At 39.9% G+C, this 25,932-nt stretch carries 30 protein-coding genes and 1 tRNA gene; 25 read left to right on the top strand and 6 right to left on the bottom strand.

What is annotated here, in order from left to right; all coding sequences use genetic code 11:
• Window positions 1-161 precede the first annotated feature (161 nt).
• Window positions 162-233, top strand: a tRNA-Arg gene (locus CWD91_RS19355).
• 236 nt (window positions 234-469) lie between these two features.
• Window positions 470-1,729 carry a site-specific integrase gene (locus tag CWD91_RS19350; RefSeq protein ID WP_103442668.1) on the top strand — a complete coding sequence of 420 codons (1,260 nt, stop codon included), beginning with the start codon at window positions 470-472 and terminating at the stop codon, window positions 1,727-1,729.
• Between the two features lie 418 nt (window positions 1,730-2,147).
• Here CWD91_RS19350 and CWD91_RS19345 read toward each other — a convergent pair whose 3' ends face one another.
• Window positions 2,148-3,059 carry a helix-turn-helix domain-containing protein gene (locus CWD91_RS19345; RefSeq protein WP_103442622.1) on the bottom strand — a complete coding sequence of 304 codons (912 nt, stop codon included), beginning with the start codon at window positions 3,057-3,059 and terminating at the stop codon, window positions 2,148-2,150.
• Between the two features lie 218 nt (window positions 3,060-3,277).
• Between CWD91_RS19345 and CWD91_RS19340 the strand changes: the two genes are divergently transcribed.
• From CWD91_RS19340 to CWD91_RS19270, 15 genes are all read left to right on the top strand, one after another.
• Window positions 3,278-4,261: an aldo/keto reductase gene (locus tag CWD91_RS19340; protein WP_103442621.1), complete on the top strand. Its 984-nt coding sequence runs from the start codon at window positions 3,278-3,280 to the stop codon at window positions 4,259-4,261.
• A gap of 34 nt (window positions 4,262-4,295) precedes the next feature.
• On the top strand, window positions 4,296-5,033 hold the full coding sequence (locus CWD91_RS19335) for a carboxymuconolactone decarboxylase family protein (RefSeq protein ID WP_103442620.1): 738 nt from the start codon (window positions 4,296-4,298) through the stop codon (window positions 5,031-5,033).
• Window positions 5,034-5,048: 15 nt separating this feature from the next.
• Complete coding sequence (locus CWD91_RS19330) at window positions 5,049-5,540, top strand: cupin domain-containing protein (protein ID WP_103442619.1); 492 nt, start codon at window positions 5,049-5,051, stop codon at window positions 5,538-5,540.
• Between the two features lie 79 nt (window positions 5,541-5,619).
• A complete protein-coding gene (locus CWD91_RS19325; protein ID WP_103442618.1) occupies window positions 5,620-6,072 on the top strand; it encodes a nuclear transport factor 2 family protein in 453 nt (150 codons plus the stop codon).
• 27 nt (window positions 6,073-6,099) lie between these two features.
• On the top strand, window positions 6,100-6,549 hold the full coding sequence (locus CWD91_RS19320) for a nuclear transport factor 2 family protein (RefSeq protein ID WP_103442617.1): 450 nt from the start codon (window positions 6,100-6,102) through the stop codon (window positions 6,547-6,549).
• 14 nt (window positions 6,550-6,563) lie between these two features.
• Window positions 6,564-7,181, top strand: a complete 618-nt coding sequence (locus tag CWD91_RS19315; RefSeq protein WP_103442616.1) for a flavodoxin — start codon at window positions 6,564-6,566, stop codon at window positions 7,179-7,181.
• Window positions 7,182-7,224: 43 nt separating this feature from the next.
• Complete coding sequence (locus tag CWD91_RS19310) at window positions 7,225-7,668, top strand: putative quinol monooxygenase (protein WP_239985873.1); 444 nt, start codon at window positions 7,225-7,227, stop codon at window positions 7,666-7,668.
• 115 nt (window positions 7,669-7,783) lie between these two features.
• Window positions 7,784-8,251: a (2Fe-2S)-binding protein gene (locus CWD91_RS19305; RefSeq protein ID WP_103442615.1), complete on the top strand. Its 468-nt coding sequence runs from the start codon at window positions 7,784-7,786 to the stop codon at window positions 8,249-8,251.
• Between the two features lie 18 nt (window positions 8,252-8,269).
• Entirely contained in the window at window positions 8,270-10,528 is a 2,259-nt protein-coding gene (locus CWD91_RS19300) for a xanthine dehydrogenase family protein molybdopterin-binding subunit (RefSeq protein ID WP_103442614.1), read from the top strand.
• 575 nt (window positions 10,529-11,103) lie between these two features.
• Entirely contained in the window at window positions 11,104-11,391 is a 288-nt protein-coding gene (locus CWD91_RS19295; protein WP_103442613.1) for a helix-turn-helix domain-containing protein, read from the top strand.
• Window positions 11,388-12,605 (top strand): VapE domain-containing protein, encoded by a 1,218-nt coding sequence (locus tag CWD91_RS19290; protein WP_103442612.1) that lies wholly within the window; start codon window positions 11,388-11,390, stop codon window positions 12,603-12,605. Before CWD91_RS19295 ends, CWD91_RS19290 begins: the two co-directional genes overlap by 4 nt.
• A gap of 202 nt (window positions 12,606-12,807) precedes the next feature.
• Window positions 12,808-13,671, top strand: coding sequence for a toprim domain-containing protein (locus CWD91_RS19285; protein WP_103442611.1), 864 nt, complete (start codon window positions 12,808-12,810; stop codon window positions 13,669-13,671).
• An 85-nt stretch (window positions 13,672-13,756) separates the two neighbouring features.
• Complete coding sequence (mbpA, locus tag CWD91_RS19280) at window positions 13,757-14,053, top strand: mobilization protein MbpA (RefSeq protein ID WP_103442610.1); 297 nt, start codon at window positions 13,757-13,759, stop codon at window positions 14,051-14,053.
• A complete protein-coding gene (locus CWD91_RS19275) occupies window positions 14,050-14,919 on the top strand; it encodes a relaxase/mobilization nuclease domain-containing protein (RefSeq protein WP_103442609.1) in 870 nt (289 codons plus the stop codon). Before mbpA ends, CWD91_RS19275 begins: the two co-directional genes overlap by 4 nt.
• Window positions 14,920-14,937: 18 nt before the next feature.
• Window positions 14,938-15,402 carry a DUF6730 family protein gene (locus CWD91_RS19270; protein ID WP_103442608.1) on the top strand — a complete coding sequence of 155 codons (465 nt, stop codon included), beginning with the start codon at window positions 14,938-14,940 and terminating at the stop codon, window positions 15,400-15,402.
• A 919-nt stretch (window positions 15,403-16,321) separates the two neighbouring features.
• On the opposite strand, the gene CWD91_RS19265 is transcribed toward CWD91_RS19270, so the two are convergent.
• Window positions 16,322-17,467 (bottom strand): hypothetical protein, encoded by a 1,146-nt coding sequence (locus tag CWD91_RS19265; protein ID WP_103442607.1) that lies wholly within the window; start codon window positions 17,465-17,467, stop codon window positions 16,322-16,324.
• Between the two features lie 330 nt (window positions 17,468-17,797).
• On the opposite strand from CWD91_RS19265, the gene CWD91_RS19260 reads away from it, so the two are divergent.
• Entirely contained in the window at window positions 17,798-18,013 is a 216-nt protein-coding gene (locus CWD91_RS19260; protein ID WP_157943847.1) for a hypothetical protein, read from the top strand.
• 354 nt (window positions 18,014-18,367) lie between these two features.
• Here CWD91_RS19260 and CWD91_RS19255 read toward each other — a convergent pair whose 3' ends face one another.
• A complete protein-coding gene (locus CWD91_RS19255; RefSeq protein ID WP_103442605.1) occupies window positions 18,368-19,075 on the bottom strand; it encodes a FadR/GntR family transcriptional regulator in 708 nt (235 codons plus the stop codon).
• Window positions 19,076-19,732: 657 nt separating this feature from the next.
• On the opposite strand from CWD91_RS19255, the gene CWD91_RS19250 reads away from it, so the two are divergent.
• The gene (locus CWD91_RS19250; RefSeq protein ID WP_157943846.1) at window positions 19,733-20,167 is read left to right on the top strand and encodes a BLUF domain-containing protein; all 435 of its coding nucleotides are present in this window, start codon (window positions 19,733-19,735) and stop codon (window positions 20,165-20,167) included.
• 423 nt (window positions 20,168-20,590) lie between these two features.
• Here CWD91_RS19250 and CWD91_RS19245 read toward each other — a convergent pair whose 3' ends face one another.
• Both CWD91_RS19245 and CWD91_RS19240 read right to left on the bottom strand, forming a co-directional pair.
• The gene (locus CWD91_RS19245) at window positions 20,591-20,896 is read right to left on the bottom strand and encodes a type II toxin-antitoxin system RelE/ParE family toxin (RefSeq protein WP_103442603.1); all 306 of its coding nucleotides are present in this window, start codon (window positions 20,894-20,896) and stop codon (window positions 20,591-20,593) included.
• Window positions 20,896-21,144, bottom strand: a complete 249-nt coding sequence (locus CWD91_RS19240) for a hypothetical protein (RefSeq protein ID WP_103442602.1) — start codon at window positions 21,142-21,144, stop codon at window positions 20,896-20,898. Before CWD91_RS19240 ends, CWD91_RS19245 begins: the two co-directional genes overlap by 1 nt.
• A 753-nt stretch (window positions 21,145-21,897) precedes the next feature.
• Here CWD91_RS19240 and CWD91_RS19235 point away from each other — a divergent pair.
• From CWD91_RS19235 to CWD91_RS19200, 6 genes are all read left to right on the top strand, one after another.
• On the top strand, window positions 21,898-22,254 hold the full coding sequence (locus CWD91_RS19235; protein WP_103442601.1) for a hypothetical protein: 357 nt from the start codon (window positions 21,898-21,900) through the stop codon (window positions 22,252-22,254).
• A gap of 51 nt (window positions 22,255-22,305) precedes the next feature.
• Window positions 22,306-22,485, top strand: coding sequence for an adenylosuccinate synthetase (locus CWD91_RS19230; RefSeq protein WP_103442600.1), 180 nt, complete (start codon window positions 22,306-22,308; stop codon window positions 22,483-22,485).
• 242 nt (window positions 22,486-22,727) lie between these two features.
• Window positions 22,728-23,171 carry a molybdenum cofactor biosynthesis protein MoaE gene (locus CWD91_RS19220; RefSeq protein ID WP_103442598.1) on the top strand — a complete coding sequence of 148 codons (444 nt, stop codon included), beginning with the start codon at window positions 22,728-22,730 and terminating at the stop codon, window positions 23,169-23,171.
• 2 nt (window positions 23,172-23,173) lie between these two features.
• Entirely contained in the window at window positions 23,174-23,605 is a 432-nt protein-coding gene (moaC, locus tag CWD91_RS19215; protein ID WP_103442597.1) for a cyclic pyranopterin monophosphate synthase MoaC, read from the top strand.
• Between the two features lie 57 nt (window positions 23,606-23,662).
• Window positions 23,663-24,037 (top strand): hypothetical protein, encoded by a 375-nt coding sequence (locus CWD91_RS19210; protein WP_103442596.1) that lies wholly within the window; start codon window positions 23,663-23,665, stop codon window positions 24,035-24,037.
• 121 nt (window positions 24,038-24,158) lie between these two features.
• Window positions 24,159-24,668, top strand: coding sequence for a hypothetical protein (locus tag CWD91_RS19200; RefSeq protein WP_157943845.1), 510 nt, complete (start codon window positions 24,159-24,161; stop codon window positions 24,666-24,668).
• A 110-nt stretch (window positions 24,669-24,778) separates the two neighbouring features.
• On the opposite strand, the gene CWD91_RS19195 is transcribed toward CWD91_RS19200, so the two are convergent.
• Window positions 24,779-25,507 (bottom strand): hypothetical protein, encoded by a 729-nt coding sequence (locus tag CWD91_RS19195; RefSeq protein ID WP_103442593.1) that lies wholly within the window; start codon window positions 25,505-25,507, stop codon window positions 24,779-24,781.
• Between the last annotated feature and the right edge of the window lie 425 nt (window positions 25,508-25,932).

The raw sequence follows: 25,932 nt of genomic DNA, 5'->3' as shown, positions 1-25,932 counted from the left end.
TTTGTTCCTGTAAATCAATATTCTCAAAACCATCATATTAAAAATGACCGGAAATATGGTGAGTTTGACGAATTATTAAAAAACAATCCGTAAAGTATCGAGTTTTTTTATCAAATAAATTTTACTTTTGCAGCCGCGGTTTTAAATATTGAACTGCAAATGGCCTCATAGTTCAACGGATAGAATAGAAGTTTCCTAAACTTTAGATCCAAGTTCGATTCTTGGTGAGGTCACTTTTTAACTTGTAAAGTGGGTTAAATTAATACAAATTTAACTGATTTACAGTGTTTTAGATATATTTTGATATCAAATGATGTCATTTGATATCAAACGATAGAGTTCACAAATCGTCAACATTTTTTTTAAATGTTTTCGTAACTTGAAGCAACTTATTTTCAAGGTCTAAGATGAACTTTTTTTGGTGATTTGACTTTCGTCTTCAATTAAGTTCAACTTAAAGATGATTGTTATGCGCTCTACCACAACATTTTCTATCCTATTCTGGATATACGCTAAAAGAACCAAGAACAACCTTGCTCCGCTCTATGCAAGAATAACCGTAGATGGGAAAAAGCTCAATATTAGCCTTAAGAGGCGAATCGATATACAGCTTTGGAACCCTCAGAAGCAAAGGATAAAGGGAACGGGTAAAAATGCGCGGGACCACAATCAATACCTTGACGAGGTGCATTCCAATCTTTTTCAATGCTATCAGGAATTAAGGGCAGAGGGCAGGCGTATCACTCCCCAGATAATCAAATCCAAATTTGTTGGGGATGCTAAAGTAGTGCATTACACAATAAAGGATATTATCGAATATCACAATGCCAAAATGTTCCACAAACTCCATCACAATACTTCACGGCTATACCTCATTAGCCAAAAGTATATCTTACTTTTTCTAAAAAAAGAATACAGGTTGGATAACATTGAGCTGGCCGCACTGGACTACCAGTTTATCCTGAACTTTGAGAATTTCCTCCGTGGGCATACCCCACGGCATTATCAAAAGAAAATAGGAAATAATGCGGTCATGAAACATATACAGCGGCTTCGCAGAATGGTTACCCTGGCATATCAAATTGAATGGATAGACAAGGATCCTTTTCGTAAATTTAAACAAAAATTGGTGCCCACACACAGGGGGTATTTAACTGCCAAAGAACTGAAGAACTTGGAGGAATTGGATATTGACTCCGAACGATTAAAAACGGTAAGGGATATGTTCATATTCAGTTGTTATACGGGTATCAGCTATGCAGATTTAATGCTGCTGACCAAGCAAAGTGTGGTATTGGGAATAGACGGAACATACTGGATCATTACCAAGAGGCAAAAAACGGGCAATGCAGTCAAAATTCCGTTGCTTTCAAAAGCTTTTGACCTGATAAAAAGTTATATGAAAGATAAACGCTCTATTGTGAACGGCACCTTGTTCCCGAAAATCTCAAATCAAAAATTAAATACCTATCTAAAGGAAATAGCCAAACCGGCAGAAATCCATAAGAACCTTACCTTTCACATGGCCCGACACACTTTTGCGACCACTGTCACCCTGACCAATGGAGTGCCTATTGAGACTATTTCCAAAATGCTTGGGCATACGAAACTATCTACGACACAGATTTACGCCAAGGTTATCGAGAGAAAGGTGTCCGATGATATGCAAATGTTAAGGGAGAAATTGGAAGTAGATAATGAAGTTGGTGTACCAGAATTGGAAAACTGATCGATTTAGAAATGTCCAAACCATTTAATATTTAATAATTTTCTCCAATGGGATTGCCTAGTTTAGCATCTCTCACCTCAAAAGCTGGTTTGTTGGGAATTGTTTTAACATAAACTACAGATCGTTCGACTGGCCATAAAAAATGGATGAGGAAGGAATATTTTGCCGTTTGCCTATTAGTTGGTGGAGCATCTTCAATTTTACCTTAAACAAACATACTGTGTTTAAGGCCGTTTTCCGTATTGTTTAATACAATTCAAAATATTACCGTTCTTGTTCACGGATCCAATACCGGGTCTATGAAAGTTAAATTACTTTTGACATCCTTGTTGGAGTAGGCATATGTTGTTATCGTTATTTCCTATCCCTTTCTGAATGAATCCATCTGATTTTCATATACATCGAAACTAGTCGAAACTCAATTCAAATTCCTAAATTCACTCGGCGAACGCCCTACACGTTGTTTGAAAAGCCTCGTAAAATGCTGCGGATATTTAAAACCTAGTTCATAAGCAATCTCACTGACCGATTTATTTGGGTCGAATACCCTTTCTTTTGCCACTTCAATAAGTTTATTCTGAATATATTCCTGTGCTGATTTCCCTGTCTCCTTTTTAATCAAATCCCCAAAATAATTGGAAGATAAATGCAAATGGTCTGCAAAATAGCCTACCGATGGAGTGCCAAGTTTTTGCGGCTTATCCGATGAAAAATAGTCGTTCAATAAATTATCGAACTTCTCCAGAGAACCGTGATTTTCAAATTCACGGGTCAAGAATTGGCGGTCATAAAAACGGGTGCAGTAATCCAAAAAGAGTTCTATATTGGCCACGATCAGTTTTTTGCTGTGCTTGTCGAGGTTCTGATCCAGTTCAAATTGTATTTTTTCAACCAAGCTCAGAATCACTTTCCGTTCTTTGGCAGAGAGATGAAGTGCCTCGTTGCTTGAATAGGAGAAAAAAGTGTAGCTATGTATCTTTTTCCCCAATTCGGCACCCAATAATAAGTCTGGATGAAACAGCATCGCATAGCCTTTGGGCACGTAATCGGGATCAAAACCGCCAAGCTCTATGGTCTGGTTGGGAGCCATAAAGACCAGGGTTCCCTCGTCATAATCGTAGGGTTTGCCTCCATAATGCAGTTTGCACCCCTTGGCATCCTTCAAGAAAATAGCATAGCAATGAAAATGAAAGGCATCATAATCTTTGTTCACATATCCTTTCTTGTTCACCTCCTCAAAATCAACGATACCCACCAATGGATGCAAAACCTCTTGATTTCTCAAATTAAGGTAATCACCAACCGTATTGATGTGCAGTACATTTTTCATGGACTTGTAATTTTTTGTTAAAGATAAGCCATTGATTACCAGTAAATCAAGCTTCTTATTCGAAATCTGTAATCATGGTAGGTATATCCGTAATCTGGGTATGCTTTTTGGGTTATTGACATACTACCTTTGTTTGAGATGAATAATTAGTAGGGGAGTCAAGGGTTCGACTATACATTCCAGACTCAATTAGGAGATAACTTTTTAATAAGAGTAAGATGAAAAAAAGAATACTAGGAAAAGATCTTGAAGTATCTGAAGTCGGACTTGGATGTATGGGAATGAGCTATGGTTACGGACCTGCCAAGGATGAAAAGGAAATGACTCAATTGATGCGAAATGCGGTCGAAATGGGAGTCGATTTTTTCGATACCGCCGAAGTGTACGGTCCTTACATCAATGAAGAATTGGTGGGAAAAGCCTTAAAGCCGTTTAAGAATGTGGTGAAAATAGCAACCAAATTCGGATTTGGTTTTAAGGATGGAAAAGTAACTGGTTTAGATAGCAGCCCAACCAATATTCGAAAGATGGTGGACTCTTCCTTAAAAAGATTACAGGTGGAAACCATTGATTTATTATATCAGCATCGTGTAGATCCAAAAGTGCCGATAGAAGAAGTTGCCGGTACCGTAAAAGAATTAATTTCGGAAGGAAAAGTAAAACATTTTGGACTTTCCGAAGATGGGGTAGATGTGATAAAAAGGGCACATACTGTTCAACCAGTTGCTGCGCTTCACAGTGAGTATTCGTTATTTTGGAGAGAGCCCGAAGAAGATATCATACCGGTTTTGGAAGAATTGGGTATTGGTTTTGTACCTTTTAGTCCCTTGGGCAAAGGCTTTTTAACAGGCAAAATTGACCGAAATGAAAATTTTTCCGATAATGACTTTAGAAGTACGGTACCTAGATTTTCAGAAGAAAATCTTAAGAAGAATTTTGCTTTGGTAGATTTGGTTACCTCCTTTGCAGCGGAAAAGGATGCTACCCCAGCACAAGTGGCGTTGGCCTGGATTCTCTGCCAAAAACCATGGATCGTACCTATTCCGGGAACTACAAAGATTTCGCCCTTGAAAGAAAATTTAGTTGCTTCATCCATATCTTTTACAGACGAAGAAATACAAAAAATTTCTAGGGCTACATCAAAAATTGATCTAGTCGGTAACCGTTATTCCGAGGCGAGCCAGAAAATGATCAATCGCTAGACAATAGCGTAAAATCGAAGGTAATATTCAAAAGATGAAACAACTTAAAACAATTGTTCTTGCGGTAATGACCACTGCATTTTTGGGTCTAGGCAACAACGCCGATGCTCAGATAAGCGCGGATAGGTTAAAACATTTAAGCGGGAAACAGCATGCTATTATTAACATTTCATCCTTGACAGCCAAAGGCTATCTGAAAAACCTTGAAACGGCTTTGGTGGATGGTCTGGAAGCGGGTTTGACCGTCAACGAAATCAAGGAGGTCATAGTCCATCTCTATGCGTACTGCGGATTTCCACGAAGCCTGCAAGGGCTTAGGACTTTTATCAAAGTATTGGATGATCGCAAGGCAAAAGGAATTGAAGCCAAGTTGGGAAAAGAGGCTACGCGCATTGATGATTCCCGCCCCAAATATGAAAGGGGAAAAGAAAATTTGGAAATCCTGGTTAAAAGGAAATTGGACGGACCACCAGCTGATTATGCTCAATTCGCACCTGTTATAGAGGTGTTCTTAAAAGAACACTTGTTTGCCGATATTTTTGAACGTGATGTACTGGATTTTCGGCAAAGGGAATTGGTCACGGTTTCGGTACTGGCAACCATTGGTGGAGTAGAGCCTATGCTACGCTCGCATCTGAATATTTGTATGGTTCAGGGAATCACACCGGAGCAATTGGAAGAGTTCCTATCGGCATTGGAGAAAAATGTGGAACTGGCGAAAATAGAATCAGCTAAGGAGGTTTTGAAAGAATTGATGAAACCCAATGATTAATAAAAAAAGAAACTAATGGAAAATAAAAAGATTTTTGTAATTCTCCTGCTTGCGATAGCATTATTTTCTTGCAAGCCAGGGGTAGAGAAAGATCAAACAGTTGATTGGAACGCACAAACGGATTTGATTTTCTCTAAAGGCGTAAAAATAACGAACAATAATTTTGTAGGCACGGCCTATGTAAGCATGCTCGTCGATGCGGATAGCCTGAACCAGACCTATGTAGGTAATGTGACCTTTGAACCCGGTGCTCGGACCAACTGGCATTCCCATCCTTCGGGACAGATCATTTTGGTGGTCAATGGCGAAGGGTATTATCAGGAAAAAGGAAGCCCCAAACGTATTTTACGAAAAGGCGACGCCGTAAAATGTCCGCCGAACGTTCTTCATTGGCACGGGGCCAGTTCCGGCAGTGATTTTATACAATTGGCCATTTCAAGTAGTGAAATTGGCCCAACAGAATGGATGGATGCCGTTTCGGACGAGGAATACAGATCAAACGAATAATGGAAAACTATGGACAAAATGGAATTCCCAGAAATAACAAAAATTAGAATAATCTATTTTTAACATTAAACACATAAATATGAAAAATCTATTAATTGGAATCTTTTTAGTAGTAAGTAGCGCTTCTTCCTTCTCTCAAAGCGCCGGAATCAACGAAGAAATCAAGGAACTTTCCAAACAAAAATGGCAATGGATGGCCGATAAAAATGTAGACAAGCTGGCAACCCTTTTCCATGACAAATCTAAATTTGTACACATGAGCGGCTCCTGGAAAAAGGACAGGGAACTTGAAATCATAAAAACCGGAAGCATTTGGTACAAAAATGCCGACGTACATGATGTGGCCGTGGAAGTTTTTGGGGATGATACCGTGGTACTCTGGAACCGCATTACGCTCACGGCGCAAGTAAGGGGAAATGATGTTACGACGGAATTTACCGTAACGGAATTCTATAAAAAGGAAGGGAATGATTGGAAATTGCTGGACCTGACCTTTAGTAGTGTAAGGGACACGCATGAAATTGAACATTAATAAGCTTTAATCCCTTAAAAATTTAACATGAACATAAAAGCGACCATTTTTGTACTTTTTGTCTTTTTTATTAGCGGACAAATAGTCTTGGCACAATCCACGGATCTAGAAAAAGAAATCACGGAGTTATCCCAACAAAAATGGCAATGGATGGCCGACAAGGATGCCGACAAACTTGCGGAACTTTTCCATGACAAGGCCAAGTTTGTGCACATGGGCGGCACCTGGGGCAAAGACCGTGAAGTGGACATCATTAAAAACGGATTCATCCATTACAAAAAGGCTGATGTCCATGAAGTCATGGTCGAAGTGTTGAACGATAATACAGTCATTCTTTGGAACCAAATAACACTATTGGCGGTCGTTGGTGACAATGAGGTTACCACACCCTTCATGGTAACAGAAGTTTATGTAAAGCAAAATGACGGATGGAAATTGGCAGACTTGACCTTCAGCAAACTCCTTACAAGAGACTAGAATAATTCGATGTCATGAAATTTGTAGCCTACACTTTGTGTTTATTTTTTTCCCTTGGCTTAACCAATTTGGGGTGGGGAGAGTTCGGTGTAATAGGAAATTGCCAGATTCCCGAAAGGACGCTGATCATCTATCTCTCCCGCACCAAAAATACCAAGGCCGTTGCCAAAATGATACATGAGCAGGTGGGCGGTAAGCTGATTGCGCTGGAATTGGAGAACCCCTATCCGGAGGATTACGATGCCATCGTACAGAAGGTGGCCCAAGAAAACAAAAGCGGGTTCCTGCCCCCCTTGAAAACGAAGTTGGATATGGATACTTATGATACCATTTTCTTGGGATTCCCTACTTGGGGCATGCAACTGCCGCCGCCTGTAAAAAGCTTTTTAAAGGAATACGATTTGACAGGCAAGACGATCATTCCCTTTAATACCAATGCAGGATATGGATTGGGGAGCAGCCTGAAGACATTGCGGGAGCTGAGCCCCAAGAGCACCATTCTAGATGAATTTTCAGTAAAGGGGGGAGTGGAACGGAACGGTATTTATTTTGTGATGGAAGGAAAACGGAAAGTCAAGGTCAGGGAAGCGGTACAACAGTGGTTGAAACGAATACAGGTTTTAAAGGACTAAATTACTGTATTTTAAAGAAGTATAATTCGATAACAACAATTGCATGAAGCGTTTAAGTTTAAATAAAATATGTTCGATTGTTCTATGTAGTATGATGACCGTTATTGTTTCTGGCCAAGAAAATGCGTTCGATAAGCAAACATATACATTGGAAAACATGATGGTTCGAATCGCAGAGATCGAAGTGGAAGCGGATTACCTTGAGGAATACATAGCTCTCCTTAAAGAGGAAGCGGAAGCCTCCGTCCGATTTGAGCCAGGGGTTATCTGTATCTATCCCATGTTCCAGAAAGAAAAGCCTACCCAAATCCGATTGTTGGAAATCTATGCGGACAAGGCCGCCTACGAATCACATTTGCAGAGTCCTCATTTCAAGCATTATAAAGAGACTACCCTACCCATGATAAAATCCTTGCGATTGGTGGAAATGGAAGCGATCGATAAGGAAACCATGGCAAGCATCTTCAAGAAGATGAAAAAGCAATGAAGATGTGAAAATGACATTTATTCAATAAAAATCAACAGAATAGTAGAGGGTTTTGAAATACTAAATCCCATAAAATCAGTAACTTTAGAACAGTCGCTAAAAAAACAAGAATATCATGGCATCATTTACACTCAACATCAACGGAAAAACACAGGAGGTGGACGTCGACCCGAACACTCCCATGCTCTGGGTACTGCGTGACCACCTAAAATTGGTCGGCACAAAATATGGCTGCGGTATCGCGCAATGCGGGGCCTGTACCATCCATTTGGGCGACAGTGCGGTACGCTCGTGCCAATTACCGGTATCGGCTGTGGCCGAACAGAAAATCACGACCATCGAGGGGCTTTCCGAAAACGGCGACCACCCGGTGCAACAGGCATGGCTGGAGGTCGATGTCCCCCAATGCGGCTATTGCCAAGCAGGACAGATCATGACCGCCTCGGCCTTGCTCAAACAGAACCCGAATCCTTCGGATACCGAGATCCAAACCGCCATGGACGGGAACATCTGTCGTTGCGGAACATATACGCGTATCAAGAAAGCCGTACTAATGGCTATAGATGCCCAAACCAATTCCTAATTCAAAAAATGCAATACCATGACACTTGTAAAGACAAAAATCGGAAGAAGGGCCTTCATCAAAAATACCAGTCTGGCAGGGGGCGGATTGATCCTCGGCTTCAGCATCTTCAATTCCTGTAAGCCCAAACAGGCAGAAAAGGTAGCAATACGGAAAATGCCCAAGGAATGGTTTGAGATAAACTCATACCTTAAAATTGGGGAAAACGGATTGGTTACCATTATGGCGCCCAACCCGGAATTTGGGCAAGGGGTCATCACGTCGATGCCCATGATCGTGGCCGATGAACTGGATGTCGCATGGAAGGATGTATTGGTAGAACAGGCCAATTATGATTCCAAGGAGTATGGCCCACAATTTACCGGTGGTAGCCAGGGTATACGCAGGGGCTGGGAAAGTCTGCGTATGGCAGGTGCCACCGCAAAACAGATGTTGAAGGAAGCCGCGGCACAAGCTTGGCAAGTACCGGTATCCGAAATAACAACCGCGGAAGGTGTTTTGAGCCATGAGGCCTCGGGAATTTCGGCAGGTTATGGCGAAATGGCCGCCGCTGCGGCAAAATTGGAGGTTCCCGAAGAAGTTCCCTTAAAGGCGGTAAAAGACTTTACCATCATCGGGAAATCAAAAAAGAGCGTGGAAAACCACAAAATCGTTACTGGGAAACCCCTCTTTGGTATAGATTATCAGTATGAAGATGCTTTAATTGCCATGGTCGAGCATCCTCCCGCATTTGGCCTGAAGTTAAAAACCTACGATTCTACCGAGGTACGCACCATGCCCGGCATTGTGGATGTGTTCACTATAAAGACACTTGAGGATGACTTTAAACGCGGTTATTTTGACACCAACGCCTTTACCGACCTGATCGCAATTGTCGGCAAAAGCACTTGGGAGGTCATGAACGCCAAAAAGAAGTTGATGGCAGAATGGGAGCCCATTGCAGATTCTACATTCAAAATGGACCGCTTCGGTAGTGAAATAGACGTGGAGGTGCCCAAGGGACTGGAGAGTACGGAGGCACACTACGAAAGAATGAATGAAATGGCCGCCAAATCGGGCACTACTGTCCGTAAGGATGGTAATCCGGAGAAAGCTTTCAAAAACGCTGTCAAAGTCATTGAAAGATCTTATACCTGTCCCTTTCTAGCCCATAACTGTATGGAGCCTATGAACTTCTTTGCCCATGTGACCGGTGAGGGTGCAAAGCTCGCCGGACCCCTACAGGCACCAAGCTTAACAGGAGTTACCGTGGCATCGCGTTTGGGAATACCCGTGGAAAAAGTCGATATTGAACTGACCCGTATGGGCGGTGGATTTGGTAGAAGGGCATACGGACATTATGCTGTTGAAGCGGCACTTATCTCACAACAGGCGAAAGCACCTGTAAAATTGGTCTACAGCCGTGAGGATGATATGACCGCTGGTATTTACCGTCCGTCCTATCACGCCACCTACAAGGCGGCATTGGATGAAAACAACAATCTGGTCGCATTTCATGTAAAAGCAGGCGGGATTCCGGAAACTCCGTTGTTCGCCAACCGTTTCCCCGCTGGGGCGGTGGACAATTATCTTGCCGAACAATGGGAGGTAAAATCCAATATCACCATTGGGGCCTTTAGAGCCCCGCGATCCAATTTTGTAGCCGGGGTGGAACAAGCATTTTTGGACGAGGTGGCCGAAGCCGCTGGAAAGGACCCCATCGATTTCCGTTTGGAATTGTTGGAAAGGGTCAAAAACAATCCGGTTGGTAAGGAAAACGATTATGAACCAGACCGATTGGCAGGTGTTCTCAAACTGGTACGCGAAAAATCGAATTGGGAAGAAGTTCCATCAGGGGTCCATAGAGGTGTATCTGCCTATTTCTGCCACAACAGCTATGCCGCCCATGTGGTAGACGTAGTTATTGAGGGCGACACCCCAAAAGTCCAGAAGGTGGTCTGTGCCGTTGATTGTGGCATTGTGGTAAACCCCGATGCAGCAACCAATATGGCCGAAGGAGCCATTGTGGACGGAATTGGCAATGCCATGTTCGGAGAGCTAACCTTTAAGGAAGGCCGAACCGAGCAGAAAAACTTTGACAGGTACAAGATGATCCGCCATAGCGAAGCACCAAATAAAATAGAAGTCCATTTCGTAAAGAACGACATCGACCCCACGGGATTGGGTGAACCCCCGTTCCCACCCGTCTTCGGGGCATTGGCCAATGCACTTTATAAAGCCACTGGACAACGACATTATCATCAGCCTTTTGTTTCACAAAAACAGTTGATAGGTTGAATTGCTCTTATTAATGTTTCATTAAAGGAATGTCCCAATATGCAGTTGGTACCATGACGCCCCATATCTAAGTCACTTACTGAAGTTTAAATTCCCACGATTTTAGGCTATCCCACAATTATTGATTTGATATCAAAACTAGTCATGTTGTGGATGGCATTTGTGATCTGGGTTGATCTTGTTATTAGTAAGGTATTTTGAAATTGTTGATATTTGAGTAATGGATATAATTCGATTGATCCAAATCCCTAAATCCCTCTTTTTTGAGATTATAGTTGTCCTGATTACTTCGTTTAATTGTTAATAACTGCCATTATTCAAATAAAGGGTCATTTTAACAGTGATTTTTTTTGACATCAATTGATATCATATGACATCAAATAAAATCATTAAGTACAAAAGGCAATATTATTAGGTATAGTTTGTGGTAATTTGTTGTTCCTCAATTAGTTGTGGATAACTATTTTCGTTTCTGCTCTTTTTCATTTTCCTATTTTTATACATTTAACTAACTACAATACTGTAGGAAGACAAAAGCGCTTTTGTTCATTCTGTAACCCTAAAAAAGAAACAAAATGGACAATATTTTTATACTCGAACGACTGGATCGTTTGGAAAGGCTCATGACGGCCCATAAAGAGGTACTGACCTTTGAGGAAACCTGTGACTATACCGGCATTTCCAGAAGTTATCTGTACAAACTTACCTCTGCTGGGAATATTCCACACTCCAAGCCCAACGGAAAACTGATCTTTTTTGAAAAGAAGAAGCTGAACGACTGGCTACTGCAAAATGGCATTTTGTCCCCAGGCTATATCGGGAACAATACCTTGGCGGACACTTCCAAAAATAAAAGCTCATGATAGCTGGTGACTTGGCAGATGGACTTTACAAGGTAAAGGACGCCAAAAAAAAGACCATCTATGACTATACGATCGAATACCTGGAGGGGAAGTATGACATTATGTACAACGAGATATCCCATGATTTCCAGATATCCTTCAAAAAGTCAACGGATTGGTCCTATCTGAACCTCAATTCCTTGATCATTGAACTGGCCAAGGCGGGTGTGGATATCAGCACGTCTAAGTTGGAAATCCTGATCAGATCGGAACTCATCCCGAAATACAATCCTATCAGGGCGTATTTTGATTCCCTTCCTAAATGGAACGGGGAGGACCATATCCTAAAATTGGCATCCTATGTCCCCACCTATGATGATGGGGCCTTTGTCTACCATCTCAAAAAATGGTTGGTCCGGGCCATAAGGTGCGCCCTGGAACCAGGGTATTTCAACAAACAGGCCCTGATCATAAGCCATAAGGGACAAAGCTCTGGCAAATCCACTTGGTGCCGCTTTATCTGCCCGCCCGAGCTCTCCGATTATATGGCAGAGGACATCAGTAATGATAAGGATGCCAGGATCCAATTATGCCGAAACTTCCTTTACAACTTGGACGAATTGGCCGTGCTGACCAAAAAAGACGTGAATGCCCTGAAAGCTTTCTTTTCCAAAACCTTTATCAACGAACGTCTGCCCTATGACCGAAAGAATACTACCCTACCCAGAATCTGTTCCTTTTTGGGTTCCACCAATATGTCCTCCTTTCTAAACGATGAGACCGGATCCGTGCGTTGGCTCTGTTTTGAACTCAAGGACAGGATAGATTTCTCCTATTCCAAGGAAATGGAGATCAAGGACGTATGGATACAGGCATACCACCTCGCTTATAACGACCCCAACTTTAATCCCGAACTCACCCTGAACGATATTTTGGAGAACGAGGAACGCAATAAGAAATACACCAAATTGACCACCGAAGAGGAACTGGTCTCCAAATACTTTGAAAAATCCACCGACATGTCCGATTTCGTCACCGCCTCTGATGTATTGGTCAAGCTCAGTTGCCTTAACCTCAGATTGAATCAGATAAACCTGGGTCGAGCCCTCTCGGGATTCAACTTCCAAAGGGTGAAACATCCCAAACGGCAGGTGTACGGGTATCTGGCCAAACAAGTATTTGTCCAGACCCCATGGGAGGTGGAACATAGAAAAAGTCCAAAAGCACCTACCTAATTACCCTACGGACCACGACCGTCGCAATGGCGGGAGCTGCCTTAAGGTAGGATACATTAACCACTAATTACCTAGGTATTACCAATCCTACCTATTAGGGTAAGATGGGTAACATTAAAATCACAACTACCTAGGCCCTTAACCCCTATAAACATTGACTTAGGTAGGAAGGTAACAGAAAACACGAAAAAAGAACTGGCTGATGAAAAGAAAAAAAACATATAGGACAAGGTGTGAAACAGCCCGGGATTTTCCCATCGAGAAAGCGCTGGCAAAACTCGGGCACTTTCCCACCAGGACATCGGACAAAGAAGCTTGGTTCCTGAGTCCTTTCAGGTCAGAAACCCAAGCCTCTTTCAAGGTGTCCAGGCCACTGAACAGATGGTACGACCATGGTGCCGGGAAAGGGGGCAACGTGATCGACCTGGTATGTCTTCTGAGCGGAACATCGGTAAGGGAAACCCTGGATTGGTTGGAAAACGGCCAGATCTCTTTTTCTTTTCACCAGCAACTTTTTAACGGATTTGAGGAAGAGAGGATCAAAATCAGGGATGTAATGGAACTGCGCCATCTTGCCCTAAAGGAGTATGTGGAAAAAAGGGGAATTTCCCTGCCAACGGCCAAGAGACTCTGTCGGGAGGTCCATTATAGCTTTAAGGACAAAATGTATTTCGCCATCGGGTTACAGAACGATTCCTATGGATGGGAGCTTCGGAACAAATATTACAAGAACTCCAGTTCCCCAAAGGATATTACCCACATGAAGAACGGGAACGGTAGATTGATAGTTACCGAGGGCATGTTCGATATGCTGAGCTTGATGGAGAAGGATAAAAACCTAAAGGAAAATAATGACCTATTGATATTGAACTCCCTGGCCTTTGTAGAAAAAACACTTGGACTATTGGAAAGCTATGAATCCGTACAGCTATACCTGGACAATGACAAAGCCGGTAAAAGAGCAGTGGAAATATTGCTGGAACAGAGCCCAAAATGCAGGGACATGTCAAACCTGTACAAGGATTTTAAGGATGTGAACGCATGGTGGATGTCGGAAAAACTATGACCCATCGGGGAAGGAATTCAAGATGTGTCTTTGTTGCCACAAAGACGATCTTGCTTTGCTCCCGAAGGTCGCAAAGAAGTAAAAAATGAAAAGGACCTATATCAAATTCCGGTGTTCCCTCTTCGAGAAGAAACTGCTAAGGATCAAGGCCAAAAAGAGCGGCCTGAGCGTAAGCGAATATTGCCGTCGTGCCGCCTTTGGGGACAAGATCATCGAGCGGCTTACCGAGGAACAGATAGATATCTATAGGATGCTGATCAAGTATTCGACCAACTTTAAACTGATCGGGAACATGTTCCGAAAACGAAATCCCAAACTGGCAGAAGAGGTCACAAAACTGGCCGAAGAAATACGGGACCACCTTTATAATTTCAAAAAATGATAGGCAAGGGCAGATCCATATCGCACACCGGGGCTTCCATGTCCTATGGCTGGAACCAAGAGAAGGATGCCGAGGTGGTATTCTCCCAGCATCTGGCCGGGGAAAACCCCGAACAGATTACGGAGGAATTCAAGATCATCCAAGGGCAGAATGCCAGGTGCACGAACAATACTTTGAGCTTTGTCCTCAGCCCGACCATCGAGGACGGAAAGGAACTGAACGCCAAGGCCCTAAAAGAGATCACGGAAAAATTCCTAAAGGAAATGAAACTACAGGAACACCAGGCCATCGGCTTTGTACATAGGGACCGACAACATACCCATGTCCATGTATACGTGAACCGAATAGATTTCAATGGCAAGGCCTATAACGACAGTTTTATAGGAAAAAGGAGCCAGCAGGCAGCGGAACGGGTGGCGGAGAAAATGGGGCTCACCACGGTACGGGAAGTACAATTGGAAAGATTGGAGCAGGTCAGGAATATAAGACAGGAGATCAAACAGGTCCATGACAAAGTAATGACCGAACAACGTCCACAGGAGCTGGACCGGTACATTAAATTGATGAAAGAAAATAATGTAAAGGTAGTCCCCAGCATCAACAAGTCCAACCAACTACAAGGGTTCCGGTTTGAATACAAGGGGCACAGTCTGAAGGGGAGTGAGGTCCACCGGTCCATGTCCGGCAGTAGATTGGTGATGGGGATCGGGGAACATGCGGGAAGGGGCATCGTCAAAAACAAGGACAATACCGTCAGCCTCATGGGAAAGGCCACACAGCTCAGTGGTAATATCGCTATGAAGGTGGCGAAACAGGTCATCAAACAAGCGATCCAAAAAAGTGCAGGATTCGAGATAGGATATTAATATAAATAAGAAAAAGTTATGGCAAAGCTGGACGAGATTACGGAACTGTTGACCGACGAACTGGAAGGATTGAGACGGATGTTGGCGACACTGGATACGCTGAGCAAGGAACTCACCAGTTCCGAAACGGTACAAAATATTTCCTCGATTAGAAATGAACTGAAGGAACTCAATAAAACGCAGGAGGATCATTTTAAAAAGCAGGATGTAAGAACCATCAAAATAGAGGAACAATTGAAGAAGTCACAAATAATCCCTGAATGGCTTTTATTCCTAATCTGTTTGGTTCTTATCATATCCCTATCCATTTCGGGTTATCTGGGCTATCAAGTGGCACAGTCCGGGGAAGAAAAAGAGAAGGCTTTCGAAGAGGGAAAAGCGGTTATTTCAAAGAAGCTGAACGGATATTTTGAGGAGTACCCTGATTACTACAAGGACTTTTTGGAATGGTCCGGAAAAGAGAAAAACCAAGATCAAAAGTAGGTTGCGCCCTAATTCGATTTTATTAAACGCTTATCCGCCCGAACGCTATAAAATCGAATCAGGATCCGTGCGCAAAGTTTTTGTAAGGATTTGGGGTTGAAAAGGTTAAAATAAAAAAGGACAAGACAAATGATACACTCTTTTAAATTTCAATAAATCTACCTAGAAAACCATTCAAAAATTATTCATTATATTTTCTTTCATTTGGTATCTTTTAATGGGGCATTGTTAATTATAGATTTTTCCGCTCGCGATACAGCATATAAAATTATCAACCCGAAAAAACCAATAGACCGTCAAATCCATGCCGTAGATTTCGGTGGGACGGAATTACATCAAAGCCTGAAACCTTATTCTCAATAATTTACTTTTATATACCGATAACCTGGGCCAATAGCTTTAATGTCGGACAGACAATAAGGCTTCTCAAGTTCGTTGATTCACAATGCGATATCAAAGCTTTCAGGTTACAAAACCCCAAATCACAATCAAAGTTGCTCCTGATCTGTAAAGTTTCTATAGATTACAAAAGCCATTGGCAAAAAAAAATTCCCGGATACCAAAAAGTCTAATATTACATAGCGCCTGAAATGTCCATAATATCCCTTATTTCAGAAACCAGTTTTATGATTATACAGGAGAAATAGCCTACATGTTTTAGATAGTATTCCTTGAGTAAATTCTTAATTACAAATATTTCTCCTATTTAAAGTTAATCGTTTACTGACATTGGAGCGGTCATGGCAAAGCCTACTATTTTCCATTCAAAATCTGTTCCCCGCAACAGACGGACATCCAAATCTTGACAAAATGAGAGGTAGATAGATATGAGTTATCAATCCAAGTAGTTAAATAATCTCAAATTTAGTGGGTCAAGCAAATTAACCTATGCCAATTAACAATTGAATTATGGCACGACTCAATTTATGAACGTATCAATTAATGTTGGATCTATTTTTACTTTTTTATTTGGTATTCTATACGAGACCGCAAAGTTGATAACATAATCGGCAAAGGCGGCATCCCCGTTCCTTGGTTGACCTGTAACAATTTCAGTCTGCCTATCCGTAACACTTTGAGGTCTATTGCGTCTTAGGGCAAAAGGGACATTTAGATTTAATGTAAAATTCTGATGCATATATGCTATGCCGGGTTCTAAAGAGAGGACATTTCCTGGCCTACGAAAGCCTTCATTACCTCCAAGAACATCTTTTACAGGTACGGCATCAAACCTGGCACCCAAGGAGGTAGAAATAACATTGGATAAGCTATAACTCAGACCTGTGCGAACTGAATATTGGTCAGGAACGGCCATAATGGCTTCATTTTCCAAAATAGGACTTAGTGTTTCCCTGAAGGTTCTGATGCCATTGGTTTCCCTGGGGTTAAACAGGTAGAAGCCACCACCATAGGCAAATAGACCTGTGGCTATTTTCCGGTAAAATTGAAAATCGATAGTAAAGCCAAAACCACCATCCCCAGGTTGAATGGACTGATCAACAGGTCGCACTTCGGGGCTTCCTTCCGGGCCGACATTATAAAATACATCGGTTGCATTGTAGTTGCCTGTAGGTAGTTTTAAGCCTATTCCAAGGGCCATATTCCCACCTGAATGTTCAATGGGATCGAATAACCAATATCCTGCCCCGGCCCTAATATCGGCCAATCCCCGCGAAAAAGTACTATTTCTTTCTTCCCTGCCATGCTCATAAAGGGAAGATCGTGCATTTATTACGGTGGGTATGGTTATACTGGTGTAGAAGCGGTCAGAGATGCCATAGGTAAGGAAAAAGTCCCACGCATGGGAATGATTTATTACCTCGGTATTATTGGCAACCCTATCGGCCTCTTCCTCTGTGCCCCTAAAATGCCGAAAAGATTTGAAATATCTATAATTCATGCCGATCTGAATGTCGCCCTTCCCAAGGAGATTGTTTTCCAGGCTATTGCCAACACAAGAGGAAAAATGTCTAATGGCCACACAGCCCTGGGCATCAATTCGATTGATATAAAATAGAAAAATTAACAAGGTGAACAAAATAAGTTTTGGTTGGGATGGTTTCATCTTTAGATTTTTAATTTCCGAAATCTATCGATTTACAACTTACGAATCATAATTATTATATGAATAAGACATTTTAACTCATGAAATCCCTCTTTTCATTGATGAAGCAAAAATCCATTTTGCAGTCCAAATCAAATTTAAAAAAGTGCCCAAATAATCTTATTGGTCCTATATTTATTATGATTTAGCCATTGTTCTTCCCCCATCATGGCGCGATTATTGTGACAATTCAAGGGAACCAAAACATGGAAATACTTGAGAAATCAACTATAACGACCAACTCACGCCACAATGCATTATAAATTGATCAAAAATCTTAAACCGCGTTCTGTGAACTATTCTTTGCCTGAAATGGATAATCTTTACAAAACCGCTATATCGGACCTTGCAGCGGATACTCGTATCGCGTATTGCCAGAGCCTAATCTATCGTACCCAACTTGATCTGGAAATGGTCAAGGAAAAAGTAAAAAGGCATGAATTGGAACAATTTTTAAAGGCAGCTCAAAATGAAATCCACAGATTAGGTAGCAGGTTGGACAGTTAATTTTGAGACCAAGAATATGGCTTTCGGCGTCCTTTTTTGTTTGGAAAGAGGATTAATACTGTACATTACTTAATAGTCTATTTAATTTTATTTCTGCCGGATAAAACTTGAACTTTCTAATCAATTCACAAATTTTCAACCATTTCCATGGTTTATATGGTATAGATTCCAAATCAAAATTTCACTATTAGGTCTAATAGCCCAAACCCATATTATCGACCACTAGTCTTTACCCGGGAAGGCCTGCAATTTTGAATTCACAAAAAATTACATCAATTGCAATCGTTTCTTTATGCTATTAGCGCGCACTCAACTTTTGGTCAGCTATAGTCATTTCCTTTAATTCTTCAACTGTCAATTATCCATATTATAGCAATATTCATACAACATATTGAAATGTATTTTCATTTTTTGCTCGGCCAATTGGGGGTCCTTAGCTTTAATGGCCTCATAGATATCAATATGCTCCCCAATTGCCGTGAATGCCCGATCCTTATCACAAACATGGTATTTCTCGAAATTGGTAATGATTTCCGGCGTTATGATTAACATAAAGCGGTTCATGGTGCTATTACCGCTAGCCCTAGCAATTGCCAAATGGAAAAGTAGGTCCTCCTGTACGGCATTTCTATCGTCGCTGACCTTTTTTTTATAGGCTTCCATGGCATGCTCAATATGACTTAATTGCTCCAAGGTCCGTCGCTCCGCGGCTAATTTACAAGTCATAAGTTCCAATAATATCCGGGTCTCTACCAAGGATTTAAAATCAGGTTCCCGCAATCGCAATATATCTTCCAGCATACCATCCATGGCTATTTGGCCAATGTCCGCAATGAATGTTCCACTTTGCGGTTTCGACTTTAATATTCCATAAAATTCTAGCAACTGAATAGCTTCCCGAAGATTGTTTCTGGTTACATCGAATTTGTTGGACAACTCACGCTCGGAAGGAAGTTTGTCCCCCGGCTCTAAATTTTTAGAAATAATCAGTTCTCGGAGCTTAGAAATAATACCATTTTGAATCTCTCCGCCTTCATTTTTTGTAATGACTTCTAATTTCATTTACTGATATATTTATAATTGGCTACCAGATTGGTCTACCAGATTGGCTCCTTAAAATTATAAAATAAACTTCTGCAAAAAAAAAAGCATAACATCTTTAACATAAAGGTAACCGAGGGAGTTTTGATTCTTGAAGTGGTCAATAAGCCTTCATTATAACGATATTTTACAAAACCTTGATTTTTCGCCTTGCGGCTTATGGTCAGATAATATATTGAGTATGTGACGTAAGAGTGTTAAGTTTTTTTAGCTAGAAGAAGTTGAAGTCTTTAAGACTATATAGGACTGCGAAATGGTATTATTTGTTTGTCATGATTGGATAATTAATCATTATTTTCCGTCATTCACAACATACTTAGTCCAAAATTATCCCATTCTCAACATTTGAGGCTATTTGTGTGGTATTGGAATGCTTTTGTGGCAATAAAAATAACAAAGGCATTACCATTTTTAAGGCAATTCAATTGATTCTTAAACAATCTGCAGGTAGTCAGAGTTGTTGACCTTTTAGTACTTCAGGTATTTCAATTTTCAGGGAAACCAATAAACTATATTATAAGTGATAACCGAGCATTGCCCCATTAATGATAAATATCATATATTTATAATGCGTAGTTTTATAGATTAGCATTTAATAACCAACCAAAATATTGAATATTGTTTCTAGAACTAGCATACTCTTCCAAGGCCGTTCCTAACCTTTGTGATAAGGACATTCAAGCAATCCAAAGTACTTCAAGCAAATGGAACGTAAAGAATGACATATCTGGATGCCTTATTTTCCACAAACAATATTTTGTAGGAATATTGGTAGGCAATGAAAGAATTGTAAGAGGACTCTTTTTAGATCTCGCATCGGACCTTAGACATACCGATATCACCTTGCTCGCCAAAGAAAATACCCCCTGGAGGCAATTCGATAATTGGAACATGATATTCCAGGTTGGGAGTAACAAAACTAAGTTCTTACCGACCGGAAAACTTTATAAGAACAATATTATAGGCCTAGCCCAAATTGTAGAAAAACGAACTTACACTTCGAGGATTTTCTGGAATTCCGTAATAGAATTAATGAATGACAAATCGGCCTGATTACATGTTCGTAATTCGATTTTATTAACGTTTATCTGTCAGAACACTATAAAATCGTATCAGGATCGATGCGCAAAGTTTTTGTAAGATTTAGGGTTAAAACGGTCTAAATTTTCTTAAAAATGGGTTGTATGTAATTTGTGGTTAACATGAGGCTGCAATTGAGATATAGTTGTCACCTAGAAGTAATTGGCACAGAATAGCTTTAAGTAGGCTTTTGTAAGTAGTTAAAAGTAAAACCCTAAAGTCAGAGCCATGGGACCTCACAGGATAACAGGAAATACACTAAAGGGTTTTTGTAAATTTATTGAAAGTCAAGGTATTTATCAATATGAATTAAAATCAATATCCAACAATACATTTATTTTTTAGAAACTATGTAGGTTGCCAACCTAAATCATGCCTATCCGACCAGTTCATGGATTATTCGTTCTCATCCATCAATCTTTCTGGGTTCCTTAGGGTATCAAAGATCCTTAAAATGATAATCTTTCCCTTCTCTTCTTTGTAGATTAGTTTGTAGTGCCTAACCACAATCCTCCTATAATTGGGGTTAATGTCGTCCTTTTGGTATTGTTCGGCGTAGGTAACTCCTTTACTTGCTTGGATCAGGTCAGCTTTGACATTCGCTGCGCCTTGTGGGGTCTTCTTTTCGTATTTCAGGTAATCGTGTATCTGTTTCAACTGGGTCTTTGCCTTGTCGGTCCACTCGGTCTTGAGTTTTGCCATTACCAGTTTTGCGATTCTTTTTCTAGGTCTTCGACCGATGTAAGTTCGCCTCTTTGAATTTCTGTTTCGGCATCCACAAGTTCCTGATTGTACTGCTTCCTAGTCAAAGGTTTTCCATCAACGGTATAAGCTACAATTCCATCTTCTTCATGGTAGCTTTCCACCAGCGCCTTTATCATTTTGAGAAGCCTATTGTCTGCTGTATCAATATAGTTCTGTACGCTCTGTTTTAAATCCAAACTTGCCATGTTACCAGTGTTTTTACATAATAAAGATACAAATTCCGTTCCATTGATTTTAATTTATCGGCTTTAAGTGGGGAGAAGATTAGTCATTCCGGGCAAATATCCCTTATTTGCCTACATAGACTATTACATATTGGGCCTGAAATTGGAAAGAATTGAAAATAATGAACCATAAAGAAATTGGGTATTTTTAGTGTGTGGAAACAGAAAAAAGTAGTTTAAGAACGGAAAGATAAATCCGACAGAAACCAAAGTTAATAACAAATTAGATTATGTAGCAATTCAGAATAGTATCATTTATATCCATTTGACTACATTTGTAAAGACGGAATAAAAATCCTCAAAAAAGTTCACAAATCGTCAACATTTGAAACTGAAAAAATGCAAATCCCCTTAAAATAAGGGGCTCACAGAAAGAAGTTCGATTCTTGGTGAGGTCACGAACCAAAGGTGCGCAGCACCAAAAGCATTAGCTTTCGGATCCAGGGCTGCACTGATCGGCATCGAAGTCATTCACGGTGTTTCTCCTACTCTTTTTTTTCCAGAAGGTGTCGTAAATGTAAATCGTCCGACTTCTCAAATTGTCAATTTTTTTTAAAATACTTGGTTAACGCAAAATTACTTGTCTTTATAGAATCAAGATCAATTGAAATTTACGTTTCAATGTTATAAGGTTAATTATAAAATAGTTAGAGCAAAAATAATCATGTTCACTTTACTAAATTTATCCTGAATTAATACTTTATTTTTATATAAATGATTACAGAAAATAAAAATCAGGATAACAAATCTACCTCTAAGGGTTTGAATAATGATGTACAACAAAATCGTGGATTTAACCAAGAAAGAATCCCTAAAGAGAATTCTAATGAAGCAATTGGAAAACCCGTTAACAATGGAGGTGTTGCAACGTCAAAATATGACATTCATTTGGAAAAGCAATGGTTAGCCGTACAAGATGATTATCTCGCAAATTTCCCGGAACTAAACGATATGGATACCAAATATGACAAAAAGAGTTTTGATACGCTTATTACTAACCTCGCAAAAAGAAGACAGCAAACAACTGAGCAGATACATGAGGAAATATTGAATTGGCCCTCATCAAAATAGGACAGTCTACTTAATTTCGTAAGTTACATATTAGCCATTCAAAAAAGAACAATGTTAAACAAAGTATATCTTTTATTGCTACAATTGCCAATAGGTACTCGGAACCCAGATGACAATGACCCCATTGATCTAACAAATACATTTGATGTCATCGTCTATATTATTCTGCCTGTGCTAATGGTCATCTTTTATTTCCTTTGGAGGAAGAAAAAGAAGAAGGATAAGAATTAATATCTCGGTAAGTGGCTTATGCAAATGATGTTTATGAAATTAAGGATCATCGCATAAAGTGGATTATTTTTATCCGTTTTTAATCTATTTGAAAACAATGGTAATACGGTCCCAAAGCCCTTAAAAATAATCACAAAATTGCCTTTATATATTTCTATGGTACCTCGCATACAACGTTTTCCAATTGGGTTCATTACCTTAAATTAATCAATGTTGATTACCTTAGCGCTAAAGTATTTTCCATGGAAAAGAGCAAAATCAAAAATGTATTTGTACCAGGAGCAATAAGCCCAGAGTTTATAGCCGAATCAATTGCAAAACACCAGTCCAAAACCAATATAGGTGCCCACGATATTTTTTTGGGCCAGGTCAGGGCAGATATTATCGAAGGGCAGGAAGTCACAGCCATAGAATATTCCGCCTATGAGGAAATGGCCAATTTAAAATTTCACGAAATCAGGGAAGCTACTTTTGCCAAGTTCAACTTAAGCTGCATGCATATTTATCACAGTATGGGAAGGGTAAATGTGGGGGAGATATGTTTGTTTGTTTTTGTATCCTCAGCCCACAGAAAGGAAGTTTTTGATGCCTTGCACCACCTTGTAGAGGAAATTAAAAATCAGGTCCCTATTTTTGGGAAGGAGCTTTTTAAGGATGACTCCTATCAATGGAAAGTAAATAAATAGAGATGGTAGATATTACCCATAAAAAATCCACTTTACGTACGGCGATTGCCCAGGCTGTGGTACAAGTAAGTTCTGAAGATACCATAGCGGCAATAAAAAATAAAACGGTGCCTAAAGGCGATGTGTTTGCCATGAGCAAAGCTGCAGGTTTGTTGGGGGTGAAAAAGACAGCGGACCTTTTGCCGGACTGCCATCCCTTGCCCATAGAATACACGGATATTTCTTATGCTATTAAAGGCCTGCAGATTACTGTTTTAGTTACAGTAAAGGCCATCTACAAAACTGGTGTAGAGGTAGAGGCCATGCACGGTGCCAGCATAGTGGCACTTAATATGTACGATATGTTAAAGCCTATTGACAAAGGCATCGAAATACAGAATATTAAGTTATTGAGAAAAACGGGAGGTAAGTCAGATATAGGAACCGAGCTGTAATCCATTTCTTTAATAATTTAACAGCTTTTTAAGAAGATCTGTGTATATCTTTGTGGTATGAAAAAAACAAGGTACTTGCTTTTTTTTAAGGTCCTATTTCTTATACTTTTCTTAAGTATAGGCCAAACTTCTTTGGCCAGCTCTGAAACCAGTTTGGAGTCCAAGGTTGAGGTGGTTGGGGAAATTCAAGTGGACCATCATTTGAATTATAATGGACAGTCTTCTTACCGTTACATGGTTATGGCTGAAGGTAATTACCAAATACCTTCTGTAAATGAGCTAAGACCCAATTTTATTTCAGTTTATCCCATCAGTACCGTTGGCCTTGTTAATGCCAATGGCAAAGTGCATTTATTCCTAAATAATGGTGACCATATTACTCCAAGTTTGGACGGACTTACCATGATTTATCCCTTTCATACCTTTTTATAAATTATTCCCTGAGTGAACATGCGATTCCAAAATAACCAATTTTGGAAGTTTTTCCGTACCCAACATTGGCTTTGGCAAGCGGGAATTAATTAATAAGTGGAATAATTTAAAAATAAATAAAATGAATTTATCAATGTGGTTGGTATCGGGTTTATTAGTACTCTGTACCGTTTTACCTTTTGTGATACTTAATAAATCCGGAAAAGGGGATTTAAAAATAATGTCCAATGAGGTCAAAAAATTAATCAATGAATCCAAGCTGAAATTCAATTTGAAGGAAAGTTGGGGCAATTCTTTTATTGGCTTGGATGCAGATAATAGGACGCTTGTCTTTTCTAAAGTATTTGATGGTATAGTGGCAGTGGAGAATATAAATCTTAATGATGTGCTGAATGCAAAGATTGTTAAGAAGACCCATGTGACAAAAACCAATAATAAGAAGGAGACCGTCCTGGAAAGAATGGATTTGGAAATAAAGTTTTTAGATGAATCCCGTGAGCATAAAATCCTTAATTTTTACGATATAGAGAGTATTTATATGGAGGATTATGAGCTAAGTCGTGCCGAAAAATGGAACGCAGCCGTCAATGGTGTTGTGGCTACATCCTTAAAAAGAGCAAGAGTGGCATAACTGATATAAATGAAGTTGCAATAGCCTAGGTACTGGAAGAATTGGTTTTTTTCCACAGACCTAGGCTATTTTTGTTTATCGAAATATAAATGATAATAAATTACGGACTTTTATTTGGCAACCCTTTTGGTCCATATTTCGTTTAAAGGATCACCCTTACTGCTTTTGCCGGTATGGTACCAATCGTTGCCATTTACTTCATAATTGAAGGACAATATTGCCCCTACACGTGAATTATCCCTAGAAAAATAGGCTATATTTTCCGTGTATTTTCCATTAGTTGCATCGTAGGTCCCTCCTCCAGTGCCAAAAAATTCGAAGGTTTCTGTATTATATGCAATCCATTGAAAATGCCCATTCAACAGATATTTCATGGTCTTTCGGGGTCGTGATGTATCCCTTCTTTCTTCTCCTTGGTCCGTTACCCTTCCCGTGATGAGCCACTTGCCGTCCAGATCTTGAATGCCATAGGTTGTTGGATTGAAGTTCATTTGAGTTGGATAATCAAGGATAAGTGTCCCGCCTTTTACCTCATATGGTATTTTTAAGTTGGTAATTTTATCTTTATTGTAATCTGAATTAAATTCCAGTTGTACCATAAGGTTATTGCCGGAGATAGTATAGTATCCACCCAAGGTTTTTATGAATTCTGCAGGAGATTGTCTGTAAATGGTATGGACAAAATAGTCGGCGTCCAATTTCAACTCATGTTGAATCGTTCCCTCACTGCTTTTATCCTCAAAATGATAAACGTTTGCTGGTATTTGCGCCCAAATATTATTAAAAATAAGTAGGAATATAACAAGACCAACAAAAACACTAATTTTTTTATAATTCATGGTGACTTTGTTTATATTTAAAAATAGTCAAGAAAAGGTTAAAAATCAATGCTTTATATTTAATTTTTAGTTAATTTTTTACAATTGGTCAAATTCATTTTTTACTTCATCGTAAAATTTTTTAAAACGCTTGTTTTTTCATTTTTTTTGTTTTCATTTGTCACATCAATTTAGCTTTAAATTTTGTTTACATAATAGCATTTAGTTGAGTAAAATGAACCATAATTATAATTTTGGGATTCTGGAAACAGAAAGATTCAGACCACTGAAATTTAAAGGTACGGGTAACCAAAATTTACTTGGTATTCCAAATTTTTCTTCTATCGTGAGTAGTCAGCACGACTATTTTTTTATACCGACCACTGAAAAGCAGATAATTGTTTAGGGATTTAGTTATAATTCCTCACATTATTTGCATTTGGCGA

The sequence above is a fragment of the Arenibacter hampyeongensis genome (genome assembly GCF_002909255.1).
Taxonomy (GTDB): Bacteria; Bacteroidota; Bacteroidia; order Flavobacteriales; family Flavobacteriaceae; genus Arenibacter; species Arenibacter hampyeongensis.
The sequence above is the reverse complement of the archived record's forward strand: the minus strand, read 5'-3'. Positions and strand labels throughout refer to the sequence as shown.